The sequence below is a fragment of the Atribacterota bacterium genome (genome assembly GCA_039638595.1).
GTDB classification, from domain to species: Bacteria; Atribacterota; Atribacteria; order Atribacterales; family Caldatribacteriaceae; genus Profundicultor; species Profundicultor thermophilus.
In genome coordinates, this window is record JBDIWM010000028.1 from 1 (window position 1) to 26,204 (window position 26,204).

Annotated in this window: 29 protein-coding genes and 7 tRNA genes; 32 read left to right on the forward strand and 4 right to left on the reverse strand. The window is 47.5% G+C overall.

The window, feature by feature from the left end; translation table 11 throughout:
• The 4 genes from ABDK92_07435 to ABDK92_07450 form a co-directional block, all read left to right on the forward strand.
• Positions 1-916: FAD-dependent protein (locus ABDK92_07435; protein ID MEN3186454.1), on the forward strand; the 916-nt coding region annotated here is incomplete at its 5' end.
• Positions 888-1,661, forward strand: coding sequence for a 5'/3'-nucleotidase SurE (gene surE, locus ABDK92_07440; GenBank protein MEN3186455.1), 774 nt, complete (start codon positions 888-890; stop codon positions 1,659-1,661). The genes ABDK92_07435 and surE, both read left to right, overlap by 29 nt.
• Positions 1,658-1,939, forward strand: coding sequence for an acylphosphatase (locus ABDK92_07445; protein MEN3186456.1), 282 nt, complete (start codon positions 1,658-1,660; stop codon positions 1,937-1,939). Before surE ends, ABDK92_07445 begins: the two co-directional genes overlap by 4 nt.
• Complete coding sequence (locus ABDK92_07450) at positions 1,940-2,578, forward strand: protein-L-isoaspartate(D-aspartate) O-methyltransferase (protein ID MEN3186457.1); 639 nt, start codon at positions 1,940-1,942, stop codon at positions 2,576-2,578.
• Between the two features lie 24 nt (positions 2,579-2,602).
• On the opposite strand, the gene ABDK92_07455 is transcribed toward ABDK92_07450, so the two are convergent.
• Positions 2,603-4,015 (reverse strand): sodium:solute symporter family protein, encoded by a 1,413-nt coding sequence (locus tag ABDK92_07455; protein MEN3186458.1) that lies wholly within the window; start codon positions 4,013-4,015, stop codon positions 2,603-2,605.
• 227 nt (positions 4,016-4,242) lie between these two features.
• On the opposite strand from ABDK92_07455, the gene ABDK92_07460 reads away from it, so the two are divergent.
• From ABDK92_07460 to ABDK92_07520, 13 genes are all read left to right on the forward strand, one after another.
• Positions 4,243-4,758 (forward strand): isochorismatase family cysteine hydrolase, encoded by a 516-nt coding sequence (locus ABDK92_07460; protein ID MEN3186459.1) that lies wholly within the window; start codon positions 4,243-4,245, stop codon positions 4,756-4,758.
• Between the two features lie 3 nt (positions 4,759-4,761).
• Entirely contained in the window at positions 4,762-5,676 is a 915-nt protein-coding gene (gene ftcD, locus ABDK92_07465) for a glutamate formimidoyltransferase (GenBank protein MEN3186460.1), read from the forward strand.
• Positions 5,677-5,777: 101 nt separating this feature from the next.
• A complete protein-coding gene (locus tag ABDK92_07470; GenBank protein MEN3186461.1) occupies positions 5,778-6,263 on the forward strand; it encodes an Hsp20/alpha crystallin family protein in 486 nt (161 codons plus the stop codon).
• 95 nt (positions 6,264-6,358) lie between these two features.
• Positions 6,359-6,437, forward strand: a tRNA-Asp gene (locus tag ABDK92_07475).
• A gap of 6 nt (positions 6,438-6,443) precedes the next feature.
• Positions 6,444-6,519 (forward strand) — tRNA-Phe (locus tag ABDK92_07480).
• A gap of 6 nt (positions 6,520-6,525) precedes the next feature.
• Positions 6,526-6,600 (forward strand) — tRNA-Gly (locus ABDK92_07485).
• Between the two features lie 13 nt (positions 6,601-6,613).
• Positions 6,614-6,689, forward strand: a tRNA-Cys gene (locus ABDK92_07490).
• A 14-nt stretch (positions 6,690-6,703) separates the two neighbouring features.
• Positions 6,704-6,778: transfer RNA gene (locus ABDK92_07495), tRNA-Val, on the forward strand.
• A gap of 78 nt (positions 6,779-6,856) precedes the next feature.
• A complete protein-coding gene (gene thrS, locus ABDK92_07500; GenBank protein MEN3186462.1) occupies positions 6,857-8,683 on the forward strand; it encodes a threonine--tRNA ligase in 1,827 nt (608 codons plus the stop codon).
• Positions 8,684-9,547: a class I SAM-dependent methyltransferase gene (locus ABDK92_07505; protein MEN3186463.1), complete on the forward strand. Its 864-nt coding sequence runs from the start codon at positions 8,684-8,686 to the stop codon at positions 9,545-9,547.
• Positions 9,544-10,344 carry a 50S ribosomal protein L11 methyltransferase gene (locus ABDK92_07510; GenBank protein MEN3186464.1) on the forward strand — a complete coding sequence of 267 codons (801 nt, stop codon included), beginning with the start codon at positions 9,544-9,546 and terminating at the stop codon, positions 10,342-10,344. Before ABDK92_07505 ends, ABDK92_07510 begins: the two co-directional genes overlap by 4 nt.
• Positions 10,345-10,395: 51 nt before the next feature.
• Positions 10,396-10,809 (forward strand): hypothetical protein, encoded by a 414-nt coding sequence (locus ABDK92_07515; protein MEN3186465.1) that lies wholly within the window; start codon positions 10,396-10,398, stop codon positions 10,807-10,809.
• Positions 10,810-10,814: 5 nt separating this feature from the next.
• Positions 10,815-11,012 (forward strand): hypothetical protein, encoded by a 198-nt coding sequence (locus ABDK92_07520; protein ID MEN3186466.1) that lies wholly within the window; start codon positions 10,815-10,817, stop codon positions 11,010-11,012.
• 3 nt (positions 11,013-11,015) lie between these two features.
• On the opposite strand, the gene ABDK92_07525 is transcribed toward ABDK92_07520, so the two are convergent.
• Together ABDK92_07525 and ABDK92_07530 are read right to left on the reverse strand one after the other, a co-directional pair.
• Positions 11,016-11,090: transfer RNA gene (locus tag ABDK92_07525), tRNA-Val, on the reverse strand.
• A 3-nt stretch (positions 11,091-11,093) separates the two neighbouring features.
• A tRNA-Leu gene (locus ABDK92_07530) sits at positions 11,094-11,179 on the reverse strand.
• A gap of 159 nt (positions 11,180-11,338) precedes the next feature.
• Here ABDK92_07530 and ABDK92_07535 point away from each other — a divergent pair.
• Genes ABDK92_07535 through ABDK92_07565 form a run of 7 tightly spaced genes read left to right on the forward strand, consistent with a single transcriptional unit; the run spans position 11,339 to position 18,219 of the window.
• A complete protein-coding gene (locus ABDK92_07535) occupies positions 11,339-11,695 on the forward strand; it encodes a hypothetical protein (GenBank protein ID MEN3186467.1) in 357 nt (118 codons plus the stop codon).
• The gene (locus ABDK92_07540; protein MEN3186468.1) at positions 11,688-12,887 is read left to right on the forward strand and encodes a Gfo/Idh/MocA family oxidoreductase; all 1,200 of its coding nucleotides are present in this window, start codon (positions 11,688-11,690) and stop codon (positions 12,885-12,887) included. The genes ABDK92_07535 and ABDK92_07540 overlap by 8 nt, the downstream gene beginning before the upstream one ends.
• A 37-nt stretch (positions 12,888-12,924) precedes the next feature.
• Entirely contained in the window at positions 12,925-13,179 is a 255-nt protein-coding gene (gene purS / locus ABDK92_07545) for a phosphoribosylformylglycinamidine synthase subunit PurS (GenBank protein MEN3186469.1), read from the forward strand.
• Complete coding sequence (gene purQ, locus ABDK92_07550) at positions 13,176-13,898, forward strand: phosphoribosylformylglycinamidine synthase subunit PurQ (protein MEN3186470.1); 723 nt, start codon at positions 13,176-13,178, stop codon at positions 13,896-13,898. The genes purS and purQ overlap by 4 nt, the downstream gene beginning before the upstream one ends.
• Entirely contained in the window at positions 13,882-16,068 is a 2,187-nt protein-coding gene (gene purL, locus ABDK92_07555; GenBank protein MEN3186471.1) for a phosphoribosylformylglycinamidine synthase subunit PurL, read from the forward strand. The genes purQ and purL overlap by 17 nt, the downstream gene beginning before the upstream one ends.
• The gene (gene purF / locus ABDK92_07560; GenBank protein MEN3186472.1) at positions 16,068-17,492 is read left to right on the forward strand and encodes an amidophosphoribosyltransferase; all 1,425 of its coding nucleotides are present in this window, start codon (positions 16,068-16,070) and stop codon (positions 17,490-17,492) included. The genes purL and purF overlap by 1 nt, the downstream gene beginning before the upstream one ends.
• The gene (locus ABDK92_07565; GenBank protein ID MEN3186473.1) at positions 17,473-18,219 is read left to right on the forward strand and encodes a DUF429 domain-containing protein; all 747 of its coding nucleotides are present in this window, start codon (positions 17,473-17,475) and stop codon (positions 18,217-18,219) included. The genes purF and ABDK92_07565 overlap by 20 nt, the downstream gene beginning before the upstream one ends.
• Here ABDK92_07565 and ABDK92_07570 read toward each other — a convergent pair.
• Positions 18,171-18,650, reverse strand: a complete 480-nt coding sequence (locus ABDK92_07570; GenBank protein MEN3186474.1) for a flavodoxin domain-containing protein — start codon at positions 18,648-18,650, stop codon at positions 18,171-18,173. The two genes, ABDK92_07565 and ABDK92_07570, sit on opposite strands and share 49 nt — an antisense overlap.
• A 100-nt stretch (positions 18,651-18,750) precedes the next feature.
• On the opposite strand from ABDK92_07570, the gene ABDK92_07575 reads away from it, so the two are divergent.
• From ABDK92_07575 to ABDK92_07610, 8 genes are all read left to right on the forward strand, one after another.
• A complete protein-coding gene (locus ABDK92_07575; protein ID MEN3186475.1) occupies positions 18,751-19,083 on the forward strand; it encodes a hypothetical protein in 333 nt (110 codons plus the stop codon).
• Positions 19,064-21,028 carry a V-type ATP synthase subunit I gene (locus ABDK92_07580; protein ID MEN3186476.1) on the forward strand — a complete coding sequence of 655 codons (1,965 nt, stop codon included), beginning with the start codon at positions 19,064-19,066 and terminating at the stop codon, positions 21,026-21,028. Before ABDK92_07575 ends, ABDK92_07580 begins: the two co-directional genes overlap by 20 nt.
• A 12-nt stretch (positions 21,029-21,040) precedes the next feature.
• Positions 21,041-21,517, forward strand: coding sequence for a V-type ATP synthase subunit K (locus ABDK92_07585; protein MEN3186477.1), 477 nt, complete (start codon positions 21,041-21,043; stop codon positions 21,515-21,517).
• Positions 21,518-21,527: 10 nt separating this feature from the next.
• Positions 21,528-22,124 carry a hypothetical protein gene (locus ABDK92_07590; GenBank protein MEN3186478.1) on the forward strand — a complete coding sequence of 199 codons (597 nt, stop codon included), beginning with the start codon at positions 21,528-21,530 and terminating at the stop codon, positions 22,122-22,124.
• Positions 22,121-23,155, forward strand: coding sequence for a V-type ATPase subunit (locus tag ABDK92_07595; protein MEN3186479.1), 1,035 nt, complete (start codon positions 22,121-22,123; stop codon positions 23,153-23,155). Before ABDK92_07590 ends, ABDK92_07595 begins: the two co-directional genes overlap by 4 nt.
• Positions 23,148-23,477, forward strand: a complete 330-nt coding sequence (locus ABDK92_07600; protein ID MEN3186480.1) for a V-type ATP synthase subunit F — start codon at positions 23,148-23,150, stop codon at positions 23,475-23,477. The genes ABDK92_07595 and ABDK92_07600 overlap by 8 nt, the downstream gene beginning before the upstream one ends.
• Positions 23,477-25,258, forward strand: a complete 1,782-nt coding sequence (locus tag ABDK92_07605; GenBank protein ID MEN3186481.1) for a V-type ATP synthase subunit A — start codon at positions 23,477-23,479, stop codon at positions 25,256-25,258. The genes ABDK92_07600 and ABDK92_07605 overlap by 1 nt, the downstream gene beginning before the upstream one ends.
• Positions 25,251-26,204: V-type ATP synthase subunit B (locus tag ABDK92_07610; GenBank protein MEN3186482.1), on the forward strand; the 954-nt coding region annotated here is incomplete at its 3' end. The genes ABDK92_07605 and ABDK92_07610, both read left to right, overlap by 8 nt.

Below are 26,204 nucleotides of genomic sequence, written 5' to 3' on the forward strand. Positions count from 1 at the left end.
TGTGACCTTGACTGAAGCGGAAGAAATCCTGATTGAAAATGGAATGGTACGAGGTGTGCGTTTTACCGATGGAAGTGAGGTGCGCAGTACTTTTGTGGTTGTCGCTCCAGGGAGAGTGGGGGCTGATTGGTTGCGCCAGGAGTGTTTACGTTTAGGGTTGCCTCTGGCCAATAACCCGGTAGATTTAGGGGTGCGGGTAGAGGTTCCCGCTTCGGTGATGGAAGATTTTACGAAGGTAATGTATGAGCTCAAACTCGTTTATTACTCTCACACCTTTGATGATCGAGTGCGAACCTTTTGTATGTGTCCATATGGTGAAGTGGTTACCGAATACAACGATGGTATCGTCACCGTCAATGGGCATAGTTACGAGGAGCGGAAAACACTCAATACCAATTTTGCCGTTCTGGTGAGTACCAACTTCACCGAGCCTTTTAAAGAACCCATTTCCTATGGCCGGTACGTGGCGTATCTAGCGAATATGCTGGGAGGAGGAGTGATTATTCAACGGTTGAAAGATCTGGAATTGGGGAGGCGTTCCACGCCGGAACGGATTGCCAAATCGATGATCAAGCCCACTCTTCAAGGGGCGAGTCCTGGTGATTTGAGTTTCGCGTTGCCCTATCGATTCCTTCAAGATATCCTCGAGATGCTTTCAGCTCTGAATCGGTTTATCCCAGGAATCAATTCCCCCCATACGCTTTTGTACGGTGTGGAAGTCAAATTTTACTCTTCGAGGGTTCAGGTGGGGAGAAACTTAGAAAGTGCAGTTATGAACCTGTTCCTTGCCGGTGATGGTGCTGGAATTACCCGGGGGTTGATTCAAGCTTCTGCTTCTGGGGTGATTGTAGCGAGAGGAATTCTGGAAAAGATAGGAGTTCAAAATCATGAAAAGAGTACTCATTACCAACGATGATGGATTTAACAGCTCTGGCATTCGGGCTTTGCTTCGGGCCTTTGCCCGGAAGGCTGAAGTGGCTCTGGTTGCTCCCAAAGACGAACGGAGTTGTTCCAGCCATAGCATTACGGCTCGCCGGCCTCTTGCGGTGCAGGAAGTAGAAGTAGAGGGTGTGAAAGGCTTTGCTGTGGATGGCACTCCGGCTGATACGGTCATTCTAGGGTTGAATCTCTTTGGCCAAGCTGCTTTCGATTTTGTGGTTTCGGGTATCAATAGAGGTCCTAATCTGGGGTTCGATGTTTTTTACTCTGGAACAGTGGCTGCGGCGATGGAAGCGGCCATGTCTGGAGTTCCTTCTATGGCGGTATCCCTGGTTTTGGGAGAATACGAGAATTATGGCCTGGCTGCTCAGATTGCTCTTGAGGTATGGGAAACCTTTGAAGCAGTTTGGGAAAAGGAGAAAAATCTTGTTCTCAATGTGAATGTCCCTGATTGTGCGGGGAAAAATGATATTTCTGGATGGAGTATCACCGAATTAGGGGATCGGTTTTACTTTACCCAGGTACGGGAGATAGAAGGTGGTTCTGACGGCTTGCGGAGGTTTGTGTTTGAAGAAGGGCAAAGGGACTTTTTGTTGCTCGAGAATTCCGATTTTCAAGCTATCTGGCATTCTCGGGTTTCCATCACTCCCTTGCGTCCCAGCTTGACTGATTACGCTCTGCGGAGGGAACTAAATGTGTTATTGGACAGGGTGAAGCAATGAACGAATGGGTTCAGGGACGATTGGTTTTGAGGGGAAGAGTACAGGGGGTAGGGTACCGCTATTTTGTTTTGCGTGCTTCCCAAGAATTTGGGGTGACCGGTTTTGTGCGCAATCTTCCTTCGGGAGAGGTGGAAGTGGTCGCTGAAGGGAAAAAAGAAGAGGTGGAGCAGTTCTTTGAGGAGGTCAAAAGAGGTCCAGTCAGTGCTCATGTTAGTTCTTTTCGCGAGGAATGGTTTCCCTTCAGTGGTCTTTATCATGATTTCAGGGTGGGATACTGAGTGGGTCTGGAAGAAGACGCTACGGATCGCCGTACGGCGATGGTAGAGCAACAGATTATTGCGCGAGGGGTACGGGATCGTCGGGTTATCGAAGCGTTCTTGAAAGTTCCTCGGCATTACTTTGTTCCTTCGGAATTCCAGGGTTTGGCTTATCATGACTCTCCCCTTCCCATTGGAGAAGGGCAAACGATTTCTCAGCCCTATATTGTGGCCCTCATGTTAGAACTTTTAGTCGTTGAGCCCAAGGACCGGATTCTGGAAATTGGTACCGGCTCTGGGTATCAAACTGCACTTCTGGCTGAGCTTGGTAAAGAGGTGTACAGTGTGGAGCGCATTGGAGTTCTTTTAGAAAAAGCGCGGGTTTGTCTTGATTCCTTGGGATATACCAATGTTTTTCTGTTTCGGGGTGATGGGACAAAGGGCCTACCGCAATTTGCTCCGTACGAAAAAATCATCGTGAGTGCCTGTGCGGATAGAATTTATGAATCGTGGATTGAAGAGTTGACCGAGGGGGGCATTATTGTCCTTCCTCTGGAAGAGAAAACCGGGCAAAATCTGATTCGAGGGGTAAAGAAGGAAGGGCAATTGTACATCGAAAGTTATGGAGGATGTATTTTTGTTCCCCTCATTAAAGAGTAAAAAAGCATTGAGTGACTCAGTTTTTTATTTTTTTAGAGAGGGGAAACCGGGTACTGCGAAAAGAAGGGTTGAGATAAGAAACGTAACCACCCCAGGCCACAGACCCAGTGGTTTGAGGTTTAAAAGTTGTAGTGTAAGAGAAACCGAAGCACCACCTAAAATACTCAGAGTGGCGTTTTGAGCGTTCCCTTTTTTGAAAACCAGTCCACCTATGAACGCTGGGACAACCGCAACCAGGCCTGCTGATGATGCCACGGATAAAAGAGCGATAAGGTTAAAACGGGCCAGAGCAAAAAGAAAGGTGGCAAAGCAGAGAATCGGAATGAGGGCCAAACGAATCAGGAATAACTTTTCATCTTCACTTCGTCTTGAAAGACCTAGAATATCTCGTGCAAACATGGAAGAAAGGGTAAGGAAAATGGAATCGATGGTGGATACCGCTGCCGAAAGAATCCCCAAGGTGCTAAGGAGGATCACCCATGTCGGGAGGGAGAACTGGGCAAGGATTGTGGGAGTGGCGAGGTCCGGATTTTTGAGGTCGGGAATCAAAGCACGAGCCGAAAACCCCAGGGTGATGGTAATCAGGGTATAGAAGAAACCGTAAAAGAGGAAACCCATGAGCATTTTACGCATTTCCCGGAGCGAAGAAGGAACGAGGAGTCGCTGAGAAACCTGGGGGTTGGAAATACTAAAAAAGAACCAAGGCAGGGAAAGCCCCAGGAAGGTACGAAAAGTGAAAAAACCATTTCCGGGAACCGTTAGCCACTGGGGGTAATTGATTTCTATAGCGTGAAACAATCCTCCCCACCCCCCAAAAAAGCGGGAGACAAGAATGAAAACAAGGGATAGGGAACTGACCATCATGATTCCTGCCTGTAAACTGTCGGTGATGGCTACGGATCGGAGTCCTGCAATTTCTACCCACAGGAAAGCAAGAGTGGTGGCGATGACAAGCCCCCAGAAGTAGGGTATTTTTCCACTGGAAAGCGTTTCCAAAAGATATCCAATGCCGGTGAGTTGTACTGAGGTGTACGGAACAAGAAATACCAGAGAAATCGTTGCATAGGAAATTCCTGGCAGTCTGCTTCCGTAGTGAACGCTCAGCGCTTCTGCAGGACTTATACACCGGTGGACCTGTCCGATTTTCCAAATATGCGGTCCCAGCACTACAGCCCAGATTAAGCCCGAGAGGTAAATGAGTTCAAATCCTAAAGCTCCCACGCCGCCCCGGTAGGTTAAGCCAGCCAACCCCAGCATCATGAAGGCACTGTAGGTGGTTGCACCGTAGGAAAGCGAAGCGGTGAGCCAGTGAAGTTTATTGCTGGCCAAAAAGTAGTCAACCAGGCTTGGTCGAAATTCTCGTCGGGAAAGAAAGGCCAGCGCACTTCCCCAGAATGCATAAATGATCATCACAGCAAAAACGAGATTAGTATTCATTTGTCCACTGGCTCATAATCTTTATAAGAAGCATTAAAGCAACGAGAGCAAAAACGATCCAGAACAGAAAGCTTCCCCATACTCGAGGGGTTCGAGACAAGAACGTGAAAGGCACAAAATATGCAGAAAAGACCAGCACTAAATAAATTCTTAGAATCAAAAATATACCCCCCTTTCTCTGTTACAATGTAGCAGAGAGAAACAAGAAAGTCAAAGGGGTGAGAGCAATGAGAGCCCTGCTTGTGATTGATATGCTGAACGACTTTGTGACTGAACAAGGGGTGCTTTTTGTGGGTCCCCAGGTAAATGGGGTGATTCCTTTTATCCAGAATGTTCTTGCTCGTTATCGGAAAAGCAACGACCCTGTCATTTATGTTTGTGATGCCCATCATGCGAACGATGCGGAGTTTCGGCTCTTTCCACCGCACTGTGTAGAAGGGACTTGGGGCGCGCAGGTTATTGACTCGCTTAGGTCTCATGGGGGAGAAATCATCATTCCCAAAAGGCGATTTAGTGCGTTTTTTGGTACTTCCCTCGATATTACCCTTCGAGAAATGGAAGTGAGGGAACTTGAAATCGTGGGTGTTTGTACGAACATCTGTGTCCTTTATACCTGTGCTGAAGCCCGGATGTTGCATTATGGTGTTCGGGTGTATCGAGAGGGAGTGACTTCTTTTGACCTTTTGGCTCACGAATGGGCTCTGAAAGAAATGGAGAAAACCTTGAAGGCTGAGGTGGTATAGGAAATGAAAAAAATCATTCAGAGTGCCATCAATGTGAGTACCGCTTTGCATGAGGTTGTAGAAGAGATAGTTCAATCACTCTCTACCGTGCCTTCTCTCCTTATCGCTGATTATTCTTCGGATCCGGATCATAATCGTTCGGTAATTACCCTTCTTGGGGATGAGGCCAGTCTTGAAGAAGCGGTGATGCGAATCTTTCAAATTGCTTCCGTAAGGTTGGATATTTCTCGACATACCGGAGAACATCCTCGTATTGGAGCGGTGGATGTGGTTCCATTTACACCTTGGAGGAAGTCAAATATGGAAGAGTGCCGAGAGCTGGCCTGGAGGGTAGGAGAAAGAGTAGCAAAAGAGTTTCAAGTTCCGGTGTACTTTTATGCTGAAGCATCTCGAATGCCTGAACACAGGGATTTATCACTGTTGCGCAGGGGAGGATATGAGCTCTTGCGGGAAGCAATTAACAGAGTTCCTGGGCGTCAACCCGATCTTGGTCCTTTGCGGCTTCATCCTACGCTTGGGGCGGTGGCCATTGGTGCAAGGAATCCCCTTGTGGCATTCAATGTGAACCTGGATACCAGAGATCTCGAGGTGGCAAAGTATATTGCTCAAAAGGTACGTGGAGACCGGGGGGGATTGCGTTATGTGAAAGCCATCGGTGTTCATCTCCATAGTCGTGGTCTTGTTCAAGTATCGATGAACCTCTTGGATTTTCGGAAGAGCACTCTTTATCAGGCGCTGGAATTTGTGCGTTTTGAAGCACAGCGTTTTGGGGTTCGAGTCAAAGGAGCAGAAATTATTGGACTTGTACCCCTGGAAGCTCTGGTGGATGTGGCGAGTTTCTACTTGGGTATTCCTGAACTGAAGAGTTCTCAGGTTCTGGAGTACCATCTTCTCAACCTTGATGAGGGAGAGTCCTAAAATTTTTTTGACTTTTTTTGACTAAACTCTTGACATTTTGACCTTTACTGATTATAATGGGACGTGACTAAGAGAAAATAAACGATGAGGAGGGATTGGTCATGGCAAGAAGGGATATTCCGGTCAAACGAGAAGAGCGCCAGGTGAGTCCTGTGCGGCGCTTATGGGATCTTTTCGATTTGCGAAGCGATCTTGATGAACTTTTCGACGAGTTAATGGAAGCTCCTTTCTTTACCCGACCTCTTTTGAGTAGTGCCTTTCCGGCTATGGATGTGGCAGAGACGGAAAACGAAGTCATCGTGAAAGCTGAAATTCCTGGGGTTGATCCCAAAAATCTGGAAGTTCATGTGGCTGAGGACAATCTGAGCGTTAAGGGAGAAATCAAAGATGAGTGGGAAGAAAAAGGAGTAGGATACTGTCGAAGAGAGCGATACTGTGGTACTTTTGAGCGGGCTGTTGGCTTACCAGCCAAGGTAAAACAGGAGGAAGTAAAGGCCCAGTACAAAGATGGGGTTCTGACCATTACTCTTCCCAAAGTCGAACCGAGTAAGCCCAAAACCAGGAAAGTGGAGATCGAAGTTGCCTGAGAGGGAAAAATCCCCCGCGAGCATCGCGGGGGATTTTTTTTATTTCCAGTACTTGTCAAAACCATTTTGAGCGATTAAAATGGAAAAGGAGTTGCGGGGTCGTGGTGTAGCCTGGCCTAACACGTCAGCCTGTCACGTTGAAGACCGCGGGTTCAAATCCCGTCGACCCCGCCATAGTGCGCCGAGATAGCTCAGGAGGTAGAGCGAAGGACTGAAAATCCTTGCGTCCCCAGTTCGACTCTGGGTCTCGGCACCATGGAGAGCGGAAGTAGCTCAGGGGTAGAGCATCACCTTGCCAAGGTGGTGGCCGCGGGTTCAAATCCCGTCTTCCGCTCCAGAATTGTTGATACGGCGGCATAGCCAAGCGGCAAAGGCAGAGGACTGCAAATCCTTCATTCCCCGGTTCAAGTCCGGGTGCCGCCTCCAGGGTGATAGAGTGTGGGCGGCTAGTTCAGAGGGAGAACGCTTCCTTGACGCGGAAGAGGCCACTGGTTCAAGTCCAGTGTCGCCCACCATGACTAAAAAGCGCCGGTTTTTTGTACGGCGCTTTTTTTCTATTTTTGTGAATTTGCTTCTCTTAAGGAGGAAGAGGTATGGAGCAGGATAGAAAAGTGATTGCAATCCTCACTACCGAAGACCGGGTTGTGGACCTCAATTTGGCAAAAGGAGCGATAGAAATTAAAAAATATCTTTCTTTTGGAGATGAAAAAGGGAAAGAAATTTATTGGCACAGCACTTCCCATATCATGGCTCAGGCGGTAAAAAGGCTTTTCCCCAAAGCGAAGTTGGCTATAGGACCAGCTATTGAAGAGGGTTTTTACTACGACTTTGACCTTCCTGAAACGTTCAACGAGGAAGATTTGTCAAGGATTGAAGAAGAAATGTGGCGCATCGTTCAGGCGGACATTCCTTTTGAACGCCTGGAAGTTTCAAAAGAGGAAGCGGAGAAGATTTTTGCTGAGCGTGGCGAAACCTATAAGCTGGAAATCTTAAAGGAACTGGAAGAAAGTGTGGTGAGTCTTTATCGCCAAGAAGAATTTGTGGACCTGTGTCGTGGTCCTCACCTCCCCTCCACAGGATATGTGAAGGCGTTCAAACTTTTGAGTGTTTCTGGGGCCTACTGGCGGGGAAAGGAAAATAACCCCATGTTGCAACGAATTTATGGAATCTCTTTCGATAGTGAGGAAGAATTGAAAAAATATCTGGAGCGAATCGAAGAGGCAAAAAAGAGGGACCATCGAAGATTAGGAAAGGAACTCGAACTTTTTAGTCTCCATGAAGAGGGTCCTGGATTTCCATTTTTCCATCCCAAGGGGATGGTAGTGGTGAATACCCTTTTGGAGCTTTGGAGAAAGGAGCATGCCAGGCGGGGTTATCAGGAGATCCGTACCCCCGTCATTCTGGAAAAGAGTCTCTGGGAGCGTTCAGGACACTGGGAACATTATCGGGAAAACATGTATTTTACAAAAATTGACGAACGTGAGTTCGCCATTAAACCTATGAATTGCCCGGGAGGAATCCTGGTTTTTCAAAGTCGTCTGCGAAGTTATCGAGAACTCCCTTTAAGGCTTGCTGAACTGGGGGTGGTGCATCGCCACGAACTTTCTGGGGTCTTGCATGGCTTGATGCGGGTTCGCTGTTTCACCCAAGATGATGCCCATATCTATATGGAGCCAAGACATATCAAATCGGAAATTATTGGAGTGGTCGAACTGGCCAGTTTCTTTTATCGTCTGTTTAATTTTGAGTACGAAGTTGAGTTGAGTACTCGACCGGAGAAATCTCTGGGATCCGATGAAATGTGGGCAATGGCTACAAGTGCTCTTCAGGAGGCTTTGGAAGAGATTGGGTTTCCCTATCGGGTGAACGAGGGGGAGGGGGCTTTTTATGGTCCCAAAATTGATTTCCATTTGCGGGATTGTTTGGGGCGACGCTGGCAGTGTGGAACGATTCAGCTTGATTTTGCCATGCCTGAAAAATTTGATCTCTCTTACGTTGGTGAGGACGGCGCAAAACATCGGCCGGTTATGCTTCATCGGACTGTTCTAGGGAGTATTGAACGGTTTTTGGGAATTCTCCTGGAGCACTTTGCTGGAGCATTGCCCCTGTGGCTGGCACCAGTGCAGGTGATGATTTTGCCGGTTGCGGAAAGACATTTGTCTTATGCACGTGAGGTGGGCGGTATTCTTCTGCAGAAAGGAATACGAGTGGAATGGAGCGAAGAAAAGGCCACCTTGGGAGCCAAAATCAGGAAAGCGGAATTGGAGAAGGTTCCATATCTTCTTATCATCGGAGACCGAGAAGTGGAAGGAAAAACTGTCAGTGTGCGGAGGAGAAAAGAAGGGGATCTGGGTTCGTTTGGAATCGGGATGTTTTTGGAAAGAATTCAGAGAGAAATCGAGGAGAAAGTGGCCAATTAGGTGGAACGCGTAAGGACCCATCAGCTTTTCTGGAATACCCAGGTGCGTAAGGAGAAAAATCGGGAGAAGGATCTCGAAAAGAAAATTCATACCGATTTGGTTTGGTGGGAAATTGAACCCCTGATTCGTCCTGGAATTCAGGTTCTTGATGCGGGAGGTGGGTTTGGTCGATATTCAGTAGAACTTGCCCGGAGAGGGTGTCAGGTGGTTCATCTTGATCTTTCGCCTTCTATGGTGGAAGAAGCCCGAAGACAGGCTCGAGAAGCTGGGGTTTCAATGGAGTTTGTTGTAGGGAAGATTCAAGACCTTTCGCTTTTTGAGGAAGGACGCTTTGACCTGGTTTTGTCCCTGGATGCCCCGATTTCCTATGCGTATCCGGAGGAAAAAAGGGCCCTTCGAGAGCTTACTCGAGTAACCAAGCGGTTTTTGGTCATTTCTGTGGTGAACCGACTGGGACAGATCCCTGTCGCTATAGAGATGGAATTACGTTGGCATAAAAAGCTCACCTGGACTAAGAAATTCTGGGAGTCAGGAAATTGGGACCATCCTTCTTTTTTTGAAGCGATAGAAGAGAAAATCCCGTTTTTTTCTCGTTTCCTCTTTCCCCCCTTCCATGCGTTTACTCCCCAAGAAATCATCAATTTGGTAGCGGATAACGGATTAAAGGTCAGGCGGTGTGTGGCTACTGGAACTTTAGCTCGACTCCTTTCTCCGGCTGTCCGAAAAAAGTTGGTTCGCAGTGAGGAGCTCTATCGGGAATTTCTGGTTCTCGCCTCTTCCTACGACGCTCAATTTGAGGTTTTGGGGATGGGGTGTAGAGTTGCCTCTGGATTTTTGCTGATTGCCGAGAAGGAACAGAAATGAAGAGAACCTGGATTAAAGTGACCTTTATCCTCCTTGAAGACCAAAAAGATGCATTCTGGTGGTGGTTTTCGAAACTGGATAGCTTAGGGGCATGGGAAGTGGATTGTCAAACGGTGATCGCGTACTTTTTACAACCCCTCCCTCAAATGTCGCTTCCCTTTGTAGAAAGGTGGTGGCAGGAAGAGGAGGAAGAAGGAGATTGGGGAAAATGGAGAGAAAACTTTTCTCCCATATGGATTGACGAAGACTTGGTGGTGCGTCCTCCCTGGGAAGAAAAGATGAACGCGCTTTTTGATGTAGTCATCTACCCTGCTTATGCTTTCGGAACCGGGCACCATCCCACCACCTATGGGTGCCTGCGCTTCATCAAAAAATATTTTCAAGAGGGGATGAGTTTCCTTGACGTTGGAATTGGTTCAGGGATTCTCAGTATCCTGGCGTTGAAAATGGGAGCAAAGAGGGTATACGGAATTGATGTGGATCCGCTGGCGATTGAAGAAGTACAGAGGAACCTGGCCCTCAATGACTTGGAGAATTCCCATGTGGAGCTTTTTGTGGGGGATATGAGTCGGGTGGAGGGAAAATTTGACTTTATTGTTGCCAACATCGGTCCTTACTTTTCCTTGAAATATCTATTGATTATGACAAACCATTTAGAAAAAGGCGGAAAAATTCTTCTTTCTGGTTTTGAAGAAGGAGATTGGCCACCTATTGAGCAAAAAATTCACGAGTTGAGACTTGTGCTCTTGGAAAAATTAACAGTGTCATCTTGGATGAGCGTGGTCTGCCAAAGCTGAGTGTGCTATAGTAAAGGTGTTGGTAATTTCAGGATGTGAGGTGAGTAGTTTTTGAGGATTGCCCTGGTTTACACGAACAAGGACAAAGGTTTAGTTGAGATTACCCGTTTTATGGCTAGTCTTTTCGAAAAAGCTGGATGTACGGTGAAGACCATTGAAGTTGAGAATACCGCTTCTCCGGTGAACTTTCGCCCTTTTGATTTGGTTCTGGTTGGTTCCTATGTGGTAAGCGCCTGGGGAGGGAAGATTTCTCCAGAATTAACTAATTTTCTTCAGGGTGTGAGTGGCATGGAAGGAAAACGTTCGGTAGCGTACATTCGTCCTGGCCTTTTTGGTAAGGACAAAGCGTTGCGAAGACTCATGTCCCAGATGGAATCCCTGGGTGCTTTTGTGGTGGACTTCGAAGTGGTGGGGAATGAGAGTGAGGCCAAAAAGTTGGTGGATAGACACCTGAAGAGGAGTTGAGGGAGATGGAAAAAGAAAAGGAGAAGATGCGAGAGGTTTTTGAAGAATTTTTCTTTGCGCCCATGGAGCGGGTTTTTGGTCCTTTTCTGAATGAGGAAGCCCGTAAACACATTTCTCAGGCTAAACTTGAAGTTCTAAAAGCGATGCGTTCCTTTATCGATAGTGAAATTGAGCGAATGGAAAAAAAGAAGCAACAAGAGTAAAAATGGTGCGCGGTGCTGGATTCGAACCAGCGACTTCCACCGTGTGAGGATGGCACTCTTCCGCTGAGTTAACCGCGCCCCTGGTGCCGAAGGCGGGAGTTGAACCCGCACGAGCTTGTGCTCACTGGATCCTGATTCCAGTGCGTCTGCCATTCCGCCACTTCGGCAGCGCTTTCATTTTAATTCCTCGTCGAATGGCTGTCAACTACTTCCCTATCTTTTGAGGTGCTTTTTGCTCATTTTTTGGTGTCGCACTTTTACTCTTTGAACCGTCTTTTGCTACAATACGGGGGGAGGTGTGAGAAATTTTCGTACCTCGGGGAAAAGTGTTTCGGCTCTATATCGAGGAGCATTACCCTTTTGGTGATTTTGCTCTGGTGCGGGTACGGGGTGATAAAGCAGAAGTTGGCTTTGTTCTTGCTGATGAAAATGTGGCGAAGTGGCCGACCCTTTATCAGGAGGCGTGGAGGATGGCCGAGTATTTTCGAAAACGAATTCAAGAAGAAAATCTGGAAAACCGGGTTATACCTGCGGTGGGGAAAGATCTCGATTTTATCACCGTTTCAGTGATTGTGGATCTTGGGGGATTGAAGGAAGAAGAGATTTATCAGCTAGCGGACCAGATTATGGGTATTTTGAAAGAGGTCAACCCTTATAGAAAGGAGGATTCAATAAATGGGTGAGAAAGTTGGTTTTGTGACTATGGGAGAGGTAAGAGGTGAAGGGGGTGAAATTCCGAGAATTGGTATTGGCATGTTGGGATATGCCTTTATGGGCAAAGCCCATACCAATGCTTACAAAAAATATCCCTATATCTTCTGGCCTCCGGTCGCAATACCCAGGCTTGTGGCCATCTGCGGGAGAAATGAGAAAGCGGTTGAAGAAGCTCGAGTCCGATATGGATATGAAAAGGCGTATCGGGACTGGCAGGAAATGCTCAAAGACCCTGAAGTTCAGATTCTTGACAATAGTGGTCCAAATTCGCTTCATTATGAACCTTCGGTGACTGCACTCAACATGGGAAAGCATGTTTTCTGTGAGAAACCCTTGGCGGGAACGGTTGAGGAAGCTCGAAAAATGTGGGAGGCAGCGCAAAAGTCTTCGGCCAAGTCCATGGTGTGTTTTAATTATCGCTTTGTTCCTGCGCTGCGTTTAGCCCGTGATTTTATCACCCAGGGAAAATTGGGAGAAATTTACCATTTTCGAGCTCAGTATTTGCAGGAATGGATTATGGATCCAAACTTTCCGATGGTATGGCGCCTTGATAAGGATGTCGCCGGATCAGGAGCGCTGGGGGATTTGGGTTCGCATATCATTGATCTGGCACGTTTCCTTATCGGTGATATTAGTACTGTAAGTGCGTTAACCCGGACCTTTATCAAAGAGCGACCATCTATTGAAGATCCCGCCAAAAAGGTTCCTGTCACTGTGGACGACGCATTTGTCGCCGTTGTGGAGTTCTCCTGCGGAGCAATTGGAACGCTTGAAGCATCGCGCTTTTGTGCTGGACGAAAGAATCATCAAGTCATAGAAATTAATGGTTCTCGAGGCAGTATTCGATTCAATCTGGAGCGATTCAACGAGCTTGAAGTTCATCTGGTGGGTGAGGAACCAAAGGTTTTCCAGGGGTTTCATCAGGTACTCGTTACTGAGAGTTACCATCCTTTTTACGAATACTGGTGGCCGCATGGACACATTATCGGATGGGAACATACTTTCGTCCATGCGATTTCGCATTTATTGGATGCGGTGGTCAATGATAAAGCAGTCGCACCATATGGAGCTACTTTTGAAGATGGATACCGCTGCGCCGTGATTTGTGATGCCATCGTCCGTTCGTCGCTGTCAGGAAGAAAAGAAGAGATTCACTATTAAAGCTGGGTGGTCTCACCCAGCTTAAGGAGGAGTATGGATGAAATACCGTGGTAAAATTATCGTTGTCTTAAAAGAAGGGGTATTCGATCCTCAGGGGGTAACAATTCGCAATGCTCTGCACACTTTGGGTTATGGGGAAGTTGGAGAAGTGAAAACGGGAAAATTCTTTGAGGTGATGATGGAAGAGGAGAATCTGGAATTGGCTCGCAAGCGTATCCAGGAAATGTGTGACCAGCTTTTAGTCAACCCGGTGATTGAACGGTATTCTTTTGAGGTTGGGGTTGAACAATGAAATTCGGTGTCGTGGTATTTCCAGGTTCGAACTGTGATTACGATTGTTACTACGTTCTTGCAAACGTGATGCGAGTTGATACAGTCTGGCTCTGGCATCAAGATCACGATTTACAGGGATGTGACTGTGTGATTTTGCCTGGTGGTTTTAGTTACGGTGACTATCTCCGTACAGGGGCTATTGCTCGTTTTTCACCCATTATGGCATCGATTCGGAGATTTGCCCAGGAAGGGGGTTTAGTCCTTGGTATCTGCAACGGTTTCCAGATTCTCCTGGAAAGTGGACTTCTTCCGGGAGCACTTTTGCCAAATCGGGATGGACGTTTTGTGTGTCGGTATACCTATTTAAAGGTGGAAAATACCGATACACCCTTTACACAACTTTTTTCTCCTGGAGAGATCGTCCGAATCCCCATTGCCCATCATCAGGGGAATTTCTTTATGTCTTCTTCTGAGCTTGAGGAGCTGAAAAGAAAAAAGCAGATTATTTTTCGCTACTGTGGTCCTCATGGTGAGGAAAACGTACGTTTTAACCCTAATGGATCTGTGGAAAATATTGCTGGCGTCACTTCTCCAGATTTTAGAGTTTTGGGGATGATGCCCCACCCGGAGAGAGCTTCAGAGGCTCTCTTGGGTTCTGAAGATGGAAAAAAACTTTTTCTTTCTCTCATCACCTGGTTAAAGGAGAATCAAGGTGGAAGAAATCGAAAGAATCGGTGAAGAACTTGGTTTGAGGAAAGCAGAATATCAAAAAATTGTGGAGATTTTAGGGCGAGTACCCACACCAACTGAAGTAGCCATGTTTTCGGTGGAATGGTCAGAACACTGTGGGTATCCTCATTCCCGGAGGTGGCTTGAGCTCTTTCCCCGTCAGGGTCGTTTTCCAGTGTTGTGTGGCGAAGATGCTGGGGGTATCATCTATGATGACCTGGCTATCATTTTTAAAATGGAGAGTCACAACCATCCTTCTCAGATTGAGCCAAAACAGGGAGCGGCAACCGGGATTGGCGGTATCATTCGAGATATCTTAGGGAGTGGTGCTCGGCCTGTAGCCTGTTTTGATTCGCTTCGTTTTGGTCCTTTAGAGGACCGGAATTCTCGCTATGTATTTCGGGGAGTGGTGGAAGGGATTGCATTTTATGGAAACTGTGTTGGGGTTCCTACCGTGGGTGGAGAGCTGTACTTTCATCCCGCTTTTCGGGGGAATTGCCTGGTTAATGTGATGTGTGTGGGAATTGCAGAGAAGGGAAAACTGGCGCAGGCGGTGGCTCGGGGGGAGGGAAATGTCATCCTTTACGTGGGAAACAAAACCGGTCGGGATGGCATTGGTGGTTGCAGTATCCTGGCCTCACAGGAATTTGCCGAGGGTGAGGAAAAAAGGCCCAGCGTCCAGATTGGCGACCCATTCACTGAAAAATGTCTGATTGAGGCCACCCTGGAAGCGCTCGCTACCGGTTTTGTGGTTGGCGTGAAGGACATGGGTGCTGCCGGTCTGACCTGCTCGGCAAGCGAAATGGCGGCTGCGGGAAAAAGCGGAATCGAGCTTAACCTTGATCAAGTGCCACTGCGCGAAGAAGGAATGGAAGCTTGGGAAATTATGATGTCGGAGTCCCAGGAACGCATGTTACTCTGTGTAAGGAAAGGTTATGAAGAGGAAGTTCGGAAAATTTTCAAGAAATGGGGTCTTGAAGCTGAAATCGTGGGTACGGTCACTGGAAACCGAAAAGTGACCATCATCCATCGGGGTAAAGTGGTGGCCGATATCCCGGTTAACGAATTGACTGCTCCGCCCATTTATACTCCGCCTCGGGAAAGGCCGGTATATCTTGATGAAGTGAATTCCTTCGCATTGTCCAGTCTTCCTCTTCCTGAGGATTATGAGCGGGTGGTGCAAATCATGCTCTCTTCTCCCAACCTGTGTTCCCGAAAGTGGGTTTATGAGCAGTATGACCATATGGTGCAGACCAACACGGTTGTTTTACCTGGAAAAGGCACTTCAGTCCTGCGGGTGAAGGGAAAAAAATGGGGTATCGCCGTAACCACTGACTGCAATCCGGTTTACTGTTATCTTGACCCGTACCGGGGGGCACAGATGGCGGTTGCAGAGGCGGCACTGAATCTCGCTACCTGTGGAGCCCGCCCTGCCGGGATTACCGATTGCCTTAATTTTGGGAATCCGGAAAAGCCTGATCGATACTGGCAGTTTGTGGAAGCGGTCAAAGGGATTGCTGATGCCAGCCGATTTTTTGGTCTTCCGATCGTGAGTGGAAATGTTTCTTTCTACAACGAAAATCCCCTTGGAGCCATTTACCCTGTCCCTACGATCGGCATGGTGGGGATTATCGAAGATGTTAAAAAAGCGGTAGATGGGGTTTTTAAGCAAGAGAATCACGTGGTTGCTCTTCTGGGTGAGGTGAGGGAGGAACTGGGGGGCAGTGAATATCTGCGGGTGATCCATGGCTTTGAGGCTGGACCACTTCCTTCCTTTTCGCTCGGTGAAGAGAAAGCGCTGCAGGAACTTTTGATTGAATTGATTATGGAAGATTTGGTTGTGTCAGCATTGGATGTGAGTGAGGGAGGTCTTTTCTTTGCACTTCTTGAAGCTTGTCTTGCCGGAGAACTCCCTCTGGGAGTGGTGGTGAATGTGGAACGGTGGAAAACCCTGAGAATGGATGCGGTGCTCTTTGGGGAAAGCCGGGGAAGAGTTGTGCTCAGTTTCAGTGAAGAGAATGGTTCGAAGATTGTCATGATGGCTCAAAAGAGGGGTGTTCCATTTGCTATTTTAGGAAGAGTCGGTGGGAAAGAACTTCTGGTCCAGAATGGCCGGGAGGTGCTCGTTGCGTTGCCGGTGCTGAATTTGAAAGAGCGTTGGGAGAGTGTGTTGAGTTGATGACGCCGACCCAGAGAAGTGTGACCCGAGAAAAATGTGGTGTTTTTGGAGTCTATGGTCTGAAAGATGCTGCAGTGGTTGCGTACCTCGGACTTTTTTCTTTGCAACATCGTGGTCAGGAGAGTGCCGGACTGGTCATTTCGGATGGGAAGCGGCTGCAGGAATACAAGGGAATGGGTTTGGTGCACGAAGTTTTTGAGGAAGACCATTTGCGTAGATTCAAAGGGCATATCGCTCTAGGCCACGTTCGGTATTCAACCACAGGTGATTCTTCAACGCGAAATATTCAGCCTTTCCTTGGGGAATCAAGATTGGGAGGCATTGCCGTTGCCCATAATGGGAATCTGGTGAATACGCCATCGCTCTGGAAAAAATTGAGCCGAAAGGGTGCGGTCGTTCAGTCTTCAACCGATACAGAACTCATCCTCCATCTTTTGGCCGGGAGCGCTTTTGATAGCCTGGAGGATTCAATTAAAGAAGCGCTATGGGAAATGCGAGGAGCCTATTCTCTGGGTATTCTTTCTCGGGATAAGCTTATCGCGGTCAGAGATCCGTGGGGTTTTCGTCCGCTCTGTCTTGGGAAATTAGGTGATGGGTACCTGGTAAGCTCTGAGAGTTGTGCCATTGAGGTGTTGGGAGGGGAATTTATCCGAGAAATCGAACCGGGCGAAATGCTCATTCTCGATGAAAATGGTCCTCGCTCTTTCTTTTATGCCTATTCTTCGAAGAAAGCGTTCTGTGTATTTGAACTCATCTATTTCGCCCGTCCGGATACGTTTGTCTTTGGGAATCATGTGGCTGAGGCCAGGAAAAGAATGGGAAGAATTCTGGCTGAAGACGAAGCATGTGGTGCGGATATCGTGGTGCCGGTACCGGATTCAGGAATTTTTGCAGCTCTGGGTTTTGCCGAAGCTTCGGGAATTCCCCTGGAGTTCGCCATGGTGCGCAATCCTTATGTGGGTCGGACTTTCATTCAACCGGGGCATGAACCACGCAATCTGGCGGTACGTTTAAAACTTAATCCCTTGAAAGCCATGCTTCGGGGAAAACGGGTGGTCATTATCGAAGATTCTATTGTCCGGGGAAATACTTCACGGGAACGAATTGCTACCCTCAAAGAAGCTGGAGTCAAAGAAGTCCATTTGCGGGTCAGTTCCCCACCTCATCGTTTTCCCTGCTATTACGGAATTGACTTTCCTACTTCTGAAGAACTTCTTGCTGCTCGTCTTGCTGTTCCTGAAATTGAGAAATACCTGGGACTTGATAGTTTACGGTATCTTTCCCTTGAGGGACTGAAGCGGAGCATTCAGCCTCCTCCATCTTTATACTGCTTTGCCTGTTTTGATGGAGGGTATCCAGTGGAAAAAGACCAGGGTCTGGGAAAATCCTGCCTTGAGGAACATTTTGAAGTTTATCGGCGTTGATCTTGCTTGGGGGTTGAAGCGCCCTTCGGCTCTATGTATCATTCACAAGGACGATAACGGTTTTTTCTATGAAACCGTGCTTCACCTTTTTGGTTTAGAGGATTTTATGTCGTTTTTTCATACTCATCAAGAAGAAACCTTGGTTTTAGCCATTGATGCACCGCTTACCGTCAAAAACCGTGAAGGGAATCGCCGACCTGAGCGGGAAATCAGTATTTTCTTACGGAGATTCCGTGGTGGGATTTTGCCAGTCAACCTGACCATTGTGGAACAGAAATATCCTCGGCTTGCTTTGTTCTGGCAGTTGCTTTGTCAAAACCATTTTCAGATTACCTCCACCATTTTGGATTCATTCTGGCGGATTGCTTTTGAGGTTTTCCCTCCTCTTATTGTCCTTGGTTTATGGGGGAAAGAGACACTTGAGACCTACTGGCAAGAGAAGAAATCAAGACAAAGATTTCCTCTTTTCCAGCAGCGTATCGCTGAGCTTACGACGTCGTTTTCACCTCCCCTCCAGGGCTTGGAACGGTTTTTCTCTGCCCTTCAGGATTCGTCTTTTTTTATTGACGCTTGTGATGCGTTGCTCTGTGCTTATGCTGCTTGTTTTTTGTGGGCTCGAGGAAGAAGATGTGCCCGCGTTTTTGGAACCGCCCAGGAGGGGGAAGTGGTCATGCCCGTTCAGGAAGCCCAGAGGGATTTGGTTAATTTTGCCAGTTCTCGGGCATAATTCCGGCATTCTTGTTCGATCTGCTGGTCAAAGCATTCTATGGCGACCGGGCCATAATGACTCCCTTCCGGCATGCCTTTTATGACCATTCCATGAATGAGGAGTGCTTGGAGAATGGAAAGAATGGTCGTTTCGTTGCCTCCCGCAGGGTTACCGGAAGAGGTGAAAGCACCGCCCACCCTTCCATTGAGTTCACCGTGGAATCGCACGCTTTCGTCCAGCAATTTCTTGACCTCTGCAGCCATGTTTCCATAGTATGTGGGGGAACCGATGACGATAAGGTGGTACTGGGGTAAGGTATGGAGTGAAAAATGGTCACAGTGAAATAGGTCAACCGAAAGATCTTCTTCCTGAAGTGCTTGAGCTATGGCCTTTGCCATAGTTTCAGTAGTTCCGGTGCGAGTGTAATACAGAACCAGTGCCTTCGGCATAGAGATTTTTCCTCCTTTCGCAATCTATGGTTGAAAAGCACCTATCCTTTTGCTAATATATCATGCAATGTATTCTCCATCAAATCGGAGGTTAAAGAAGATGATCGAAGAGGCCGTGGAACGAATTCGAAAATTGGAGCAAACAAAAGAGAGGGAATTGAAGCAGGCTGAACAGGAGGCCGCAAAGATTCTGGAAGATGTTGAGGTGCGGGCTAAAGAACTACGGGATACGGTATTGCGCGAGACGGAAGCGCGAGCGCAGAGGTTAAGAGACGAGATGCTTGCTCGGGCAGAGGAGGAAAGTGAAAAAGTTCGGATTCGTTCTCTGGAAGAAGCAAGGCGCCTCAGAGAGGAACTGAATCAGAGAGTGGAGGCGCTGGCTCGGAATCTTTTAGAAAGGTTGAAAAACGAATATGGCCATCAGCAAAGTTAAGAAGATTCATATTGTTGCGCATCGCTCTCTGAAAAGCGCTATTGTTGAATGTTTGCAGGATCTGGGTGCGGTGGAGGTTGTGGCCGAAGAGAATCCTTTCCCGGACCTTTTACCCTCTTCTTCATCGAGGGAAGAAGAGTTGGAACGAATGTTAGGAGAGGTCCGTTACTGTCTTGATTTCCTTGAGCGATACCGTCAGAATAAGCCAGGGGCCTTGGAGAGCTTTTTCCCACGGCCTGTAGAAGTAAAGAAAGAGGATTTCCTCCATCATAATTTTAGTTATGCCCCCGTTTATCGAGCTTGTTTAGCCATCGAAGAACAGTTAAACCAGGTTCGCGCGGTGATTCACAAATTAAATAGTAATCTAGAATTCCTGAAACGAATGAAAGAGGTTCAAGTTCCGCTTGAATATATTGCTGGAACTCGCTTCACGTTCAGTTACCTTCTGGAAGTGCCGTCAGAGAAGCATACTGTGCTTTTGGAAAAACTGAAAGAGCTGGGTCGGGAATGGTTGTTGGAAACTTTTCCCTCCACTCGCGGTTTCTGGGTTTTTCTGGTAGGGCATAGAGATCTGGAGGAGAAAATCAAAGAAATCTTTCACGCTTTGTCTCTTGTGCCTTTAGTATTTCCCCAGGCCTTTGAAGGAACACCGAAAGAAGCGGCGCACAAATTAGAAACCCGTCTTCATGAAGTTATGGCTGAAAAAGAATCCCTAATTCAAAAAACTCTGCGTTATCTTAAGTTTGAGAAAGACCTGAAGGTAGCCCATGATTATTACAGCGTTCTTCTGGAGCGGGAGGAAGTTGAAAGAGTCATTCTGCAGACTAAAGATACCAGTCTTATCAGTGGATGGGCAAAAGAAGAAATCATCCCGGTTCTTGAACAGTCGCTGCAGCGAATCGGTCGGGAGTGGGTTCTCTATCAGAGAGAGCCTCAAGAAGGCGAAAAGCCTCCCATTGACCTTCATAATGGAGTATGGGCCCGAAACTTTGAAGTGCTCACTCGCCTCTATGGTCTTCCGAATTATACCGAACTCGATCCTACTCCGTTTTTGTCCTTGTTCTTCTTTCTCTTTTTTGGAATTTGCCTTGGGGATGTCATCTACGGACTGGTTCTGGCGCTGCTCGGTTTTTTTGCTCCCTTCTTTCTCCCTCTAAGTGAATCGGCTCGGCGTTTTTTCCATATGTTAGGATGGGGTGGAGTTGCTTCCATCGGTGTGGGAATGGCGACTGGTTCTTGGCTGGGCGATGTTTTCGATTACCTACCATCTTTCCTTGCTGCGGTGACTCAGTTTAAGAAAGCGCTAACCATTATTGACCCGGTGAATAATCCTCTTCCGATGCTCATCTTTTCGCTTGCTCTGGGCATCGTGCAAATTTTGGTTGGTATTGGGTTAAGTTTTGTGAAGGAATGGCGCCGAAAACATTTTGCAGTGGCGATTATGGACCACCTGAGCTGGTTTGTATTTCTTTTGGCCATCGTTTTGTATCTCCTTGGGATGACTGGCATAGGAGCGTTGAAGAGTATCGCCCTACCAATGGTTGTGGGAAGCGCTCTGTTCCTGGTGGCAACACAGGGAAGAGCGAAGAAAAATCCAGTGATGAAGGTTCTTTCTGGGATTTTGAGTCTCTATGGTGTGGTTTCCTACCTTGGGGATGTGCTCTCCTATTCTCGTCTTTTTGCTCTGGGATTGTCGAGTTCCATTATTGCCATTCTGGCTCGGACCCTGGGAATGCTTTTTGGTGGTTCACCCTATATCGGATGGCTTATTGGCCTTCTTGTTGCTCTTCTTTTCAATGTATTTAATCTTTTGATGAGCGGTTTGGGAGCTTTTGTTCATTCGGCTCGTTTACAGTACGTGGAGTTTTTCACCAAGTTTTATGAGAATGGCGGTCGGGAATTTAAACCTTTCGGTTACAAAACAAAATACATCAAACTGTCTTGAGGAGGTTTTATCATGCTTGTTGATGGGTTAGTTTTTGCGCTTTTGGGTTCTGCTTTGGCCATAGGATTGGCGGGAATTGGTTCGGCGGTGGGAGTTGGAATTGCTGGAGAAGCTGGCGCTGGGGTGATGACCGAGGATCCTGGCAAGTTTGGTCAGGTGCTTCTCCTTCAAGCCTTGCCCGGGACACAGGGTATTTACGGGTTACTAGCCGGTTTCTGGGTTTTAATTAAACTGGGTTTGTTTGGAGGAACTCCGGTGACGGTCAATGTGGCACAAGGGATGCAAATTATGTTTGCCTGTTTACCGATTGCCATTGTTGGTCTTCTCTCCGGTATTTCCCAGGGTAAGACTGCTGCAGCTTCGATTGGTCTTATTGCCAGACGTCCAGAAGAAACCGGTAAGGCCATCATCCTCCCTGCCATGGTTGAGACGTACGCAGTTCTGTCCTTGCTCGCCACGATTCTTCTTTTGAATTCTGTCAAATTGTAGGGGTGTCATTATGCCCTTGGAAGACATTCTGGAGAAGATCAGCCAGGAGGCCGAAACACACAAGAAAGCGATTTTAGAAAAAGCCTCTAAGGAGGCGAAGTTTCGGTTGCAGAAGATTGAGGAAGAATTGCACAGAGAATCGGTGCGTATTTTGGAACGTCGCCGAAGAGAAATTGAAGCAGAGATTCAGCGTAAGATGGCGGCAATAAAACTTCAGAGTCGCCATGAAATTGGAAAGGTGAAAAACGAAGCAGTAAAACTCTTAAAACAGCGTCTCACCGGACTTTTCCTGGACGAAGTTGAAAAGTCGTACCAAAGATGGTGTGAGAGGATTCTCCTCCATTCCGTCCAGAGTGGTGATGAAGAGGTGTGGATGTTTCCTCAGGAAGGGGAAAGGTTGGGGCAGAAATTCCTGGAAGAGGTGAACAAAAAGACGCGTCATCAACTCCGCTTCGGGGGTATACTTGATGTTCCGAATGAACGGGGTTTCATTTTGAAAAAAGGTGGCATGAGCGTGAGTGTTACTTTTTCTACCATTTTGGATGATTTCCTGAAGAGGAATGAAGGGTTTATTGTGAAAACGCTTTTTCAGGGTGTAAGCCAATGAAGTTACAAATCATTCGACCCCGATTAGAGGAGGATACTGAATTTGCTTATCTGGTGGGGCGAGTGAGGGCTTTGGAAAGCGGAATCTTGAGCCAGAAGGTTTTGGAAAACGTGATCAAGGCCGAAGATTTGGAGCAGGCTTTGCGGATGGTTACCGAGATCCCCTACTGGGGGGTATCGTTCCAGGGTACGTTTCATGATCCTCAGGCTATTGATGAAGCATTAATGAGTCATTTATGGAGTATGGTGGAGGATTTCGATCGATATCGGATTGCTAAACCGTTGACCCGATTCTTTATCCTCGGTTTTGATTTTAATTTCTTGAAACTGGCTATGAAGCATCACCTGGCCAAGAAAACTTTGGAGAAATCGTATCCCACGACTCTGGATGCGAAAAAAGTATTCCGGTTCTTCAGTGGAGAAGGCAAAGAGTTTCTTCCTGACCCTTTTGAAGATGCCATTCGAGAGGCCCTTTCTTCCTTTGAGAGTCACGCCTATAATGTTCAAATTTTGGAATTCGTTCTGGACCGTTTCTATTTGCAAGAAGTATACAAGCTGGCTCTGAGGCATGAGAGTCAGGTCTTAAAGAACTGGTTCCTTGCGTATATTGCTTTTGCATATTTGAAGGCAGCTCTTCGTGCTCGATGTCAGAAAGGAAAGCCTGAAATGGTCCGTTCCATGTACACCCTAAATCCTTTAGTGTCGCAGGAAGCCTTTTTAAATCTGCTCAATGCTTCATCAGAGAAGGTTCCAGAAATGATTGCGGATCTGGGATTTTCATTTATTTTGCCAGTTGAGTCGTTCTATGATGATCCTTACTACGTGGCTGAAGTGGAGAAACGAATGGATAATTATCTCACTCGTTTTGCCCGTTCTTTCAGTTCCCAGACCTTTGGTCCAGAGCCGGTGTTTGGGTTCTTCTGGGCGAAATACATCGACGTTAAGAATTTGCGCATCCTGTTAGAGGGAAAGTACTTTGGATTGCCTCATGAAGTGTTAAGAAGCCAAGTCCGGGAGTGTTACTATGAGTGAATTTCGTCTGGCTTTTGTGGGGGGAGAGGAGAATACGCTCTGCTTTCGAGGCATGGGAATTGATACCTTTGTGGTTTATACGTCTCAAGAACTCTCTAAGATTTTACCGACTCTGCGGAGAGTCCAATATGCGGTTATTTTTACCGAATGGAAATTTTACGACCTACTCAAAGAGTATTTTGAGGATCTCAGAGCTGAAGCATTACCGGTGGTACTCGGTATTCCGACCCGTTCATCTGAACTTGGTCGGGGTGCTGACTTTGTGAAGAAACTCGTCGAAATAGCCATTGGGAGCAATGTCTTGCTTCAGGGAGAGGAATGATGGAGATGGAGAATAAAGGAACGGTATTGAGCGTCAATGGTCCGGTTGTGGTGGCGGTCGATCTTGTAGGAGCAAAGATGTATGATATGGTGAAGGTTGGAGAAAAGGGACTGGTTGGAGAAATCATCGGTATTCATGAAGACCGGGTTACCATCCAGGTTTATGAGGAAACCGCGGGAATCAAACCTGGGGAACCGGTGGTGTCGACGTTTGAGCCCCTGAGTGTAGAACTGGGTCCGGGACTGATTGGAAGCATTTTCGATGGAACCCAACGACCTCTGGAAAAAATCAGGGCTGATTTTGGGGATTTTATTGCCCGTGGGGTTGAAACGAAAGCACTGGACCGAGCAAAAAAATGGTATTTTCGTCCGGTAGTTCAGGTGGGAGTAGAGATTAATCCTGGTGATATTTTGGGAGAGGTTGCAGAAACCAAGACCATCATCCATAAAGTTATGGTTCCTCCCGGGATTTCTGGGAAAGTGAAGGATATCCGAGAGGGGTCATTTACGGTGGAAGAAGTCATCGCGGTTGTTGAGCAAAGTGGCGAGGAGAGAAAGATTACTATGATGCAGCGCTGGCCAGTGCGTACTCCCCGTCCCTATCAGGAAAAATTGAATCTGGACGAACCGCTCGTTACTGGACAACGAGTGATTGACACCCTGTTTCCCATTGCCAAAGGTGGTGTTGCCTGTATCCCTGGTCCTTTTGGAAGCGGAAAAACCGTGGTTCAGCACCAGCTTGCCAAATGGTCGGATGCCGATATCATTGTCTTTATCGGCTGTGGGGAACGGGGCAATGAGATGACCGATGTCCTCATGGAGTTCCCTGAGTTGATTGACCCATATACGGGGGAACCCCTGATGCAGCGAACGGTGCTCATTGCCAATACTTCGAATATGCCCGTGGCTGCTCGGGAAGCTTCGGTATATACCGGAATCACCATTGCGGAGTATTTCCGAGATATGGGATATAAAGTGGCTCTGATGGCAGACTCCACGTCCCGATGGGCGGAAGCCATGCGGGAAATTTCGGGAAGATTGGAAGAAATGCCTGGTGACGAAGGTTTCCCGGCATACCTTGGAAGCCGAATTGCCAGTTTCTATGAACGGGCTGGAAAGGTGCGGTGCTTGGGACAGGATGGTCGAGTGGGGTCTTTGAGTGTTATTGGAGCCGTTTCTCCTCCGGGTGGCGACTTATCCGAACCAGTTACGCAGAATACATTGCGAGTCGTACAGGTATTCTGGGGACTGGAAGACAAGCTGGCGTATAAGCGTCATTTTCCGGCTATCAACTGGCTGGTCAGTTATTCTCTGTACATCCCGCACCTCGAGGAGTTTTGGAAAGAGAATGTGGCGCCTGATTTTGCGGAGAATCGAGTGTTGGCGATGAAAATCCTCCAGCAGGAAGCAGAACTTGAAGAAGTAGTAAGACTGGTGGGTGTTGAATCGCTCTCCTCCAAGGACCGTTTTGTTCTAGAGGTTGCCCGTTCGGTGCGAGAGGATTTTCTTCAGCAGAATGCGTTCCATGAACTTGATACCTTTACCTCTTTGCGGAAACAGTATCTGATTTTGAAGGTAATTCTGGCTTACTTTAGGGCTGGTATGGAGGCTCTGGAGAAGGGCCTTTCGCTCAAGGATGTTCTGCATATTCCGGCTCGGGAACGGATTGCTCGAGCCAAGTACCTTTCCGAGGAAGACCTGGCAAAGATTGAGCAAATTGCCGAGGACCTTCAGGAACAACTGGAAGCAAAATTAAGAGGCGAGGTTGAAAGCAATGTATAAAGAGTTCACAACTATTTCTGAAGTCGCCGGTCCGCTTTTAGCGGTGGAGCAGGTTGAAGATGCCAAGTACATGGAAATTGTAGAAATTGCATTGCGGGATGGCAGTACCCGTCGGGGCCAGGTGCTCATGACCAGTAAAGGCAAGGCCCTGGTGCAGGTTTTTGAGGGAACTGAGGGTATTGGAATTGGGCAGAGTACCGTTCGTTTTCTGGGACGGGTTATGGAACTTCCGGTTGCGCCGGATATTTTGGGGAGGATCTTTAATGGTTCAGGAATTTCCATTGACGGTGGACCAGAGATTGTTCCCGAAGTTCGTTTGGACATTAATGGAAACCCTATCAACCCTGTAGCGCGTGACTACCCCACCGACTTTATCCAGACTGGGGTCTCGGCCATTGATGGTCTCAATACCTTGGTACGGGGGCAGAAGCTCCCCATTTTTTCCGGTGCTGGTTTACCTCACGCTCGTCTTGCTGCTCAGATTGCTCGTCAGGCGAAAGTGCTCGGAGAAGAAGAAAAATTCGCGGTGGTTTTTGGTGCGCTGGGGATTACTTTTGAAGAGGCCAATTACTTTATTTCCGAGTTGCGTAATACTGGTGCCATTGAACGTTCGGTTCTTTTTGTGAATCTGGCTAATGACCCTGCGGTAGAACGGATCATTACCCCCCGTATGGCTCTTACAGCAGCAGAATTTCTGGCTTTTGAGATGGATATGCAGGTTCTGGTGATTTTGACCGACATGACCAACTACTGTGAAGCGTTGCGTGAGATTTCAGCGGCTCGACGAGAAGTACCGGGACGGAGAGGATATCCTGGGTATCTCTATACGGACCTTGCTACGATGTATGAACGGGCGGGAAGGATTCGAGGTAAAAAGGGGTCCATTACCCAAATTCCCATCCTCACCATGCCTGAAGATGATAACACCCCTCCTATCCCTGACCTT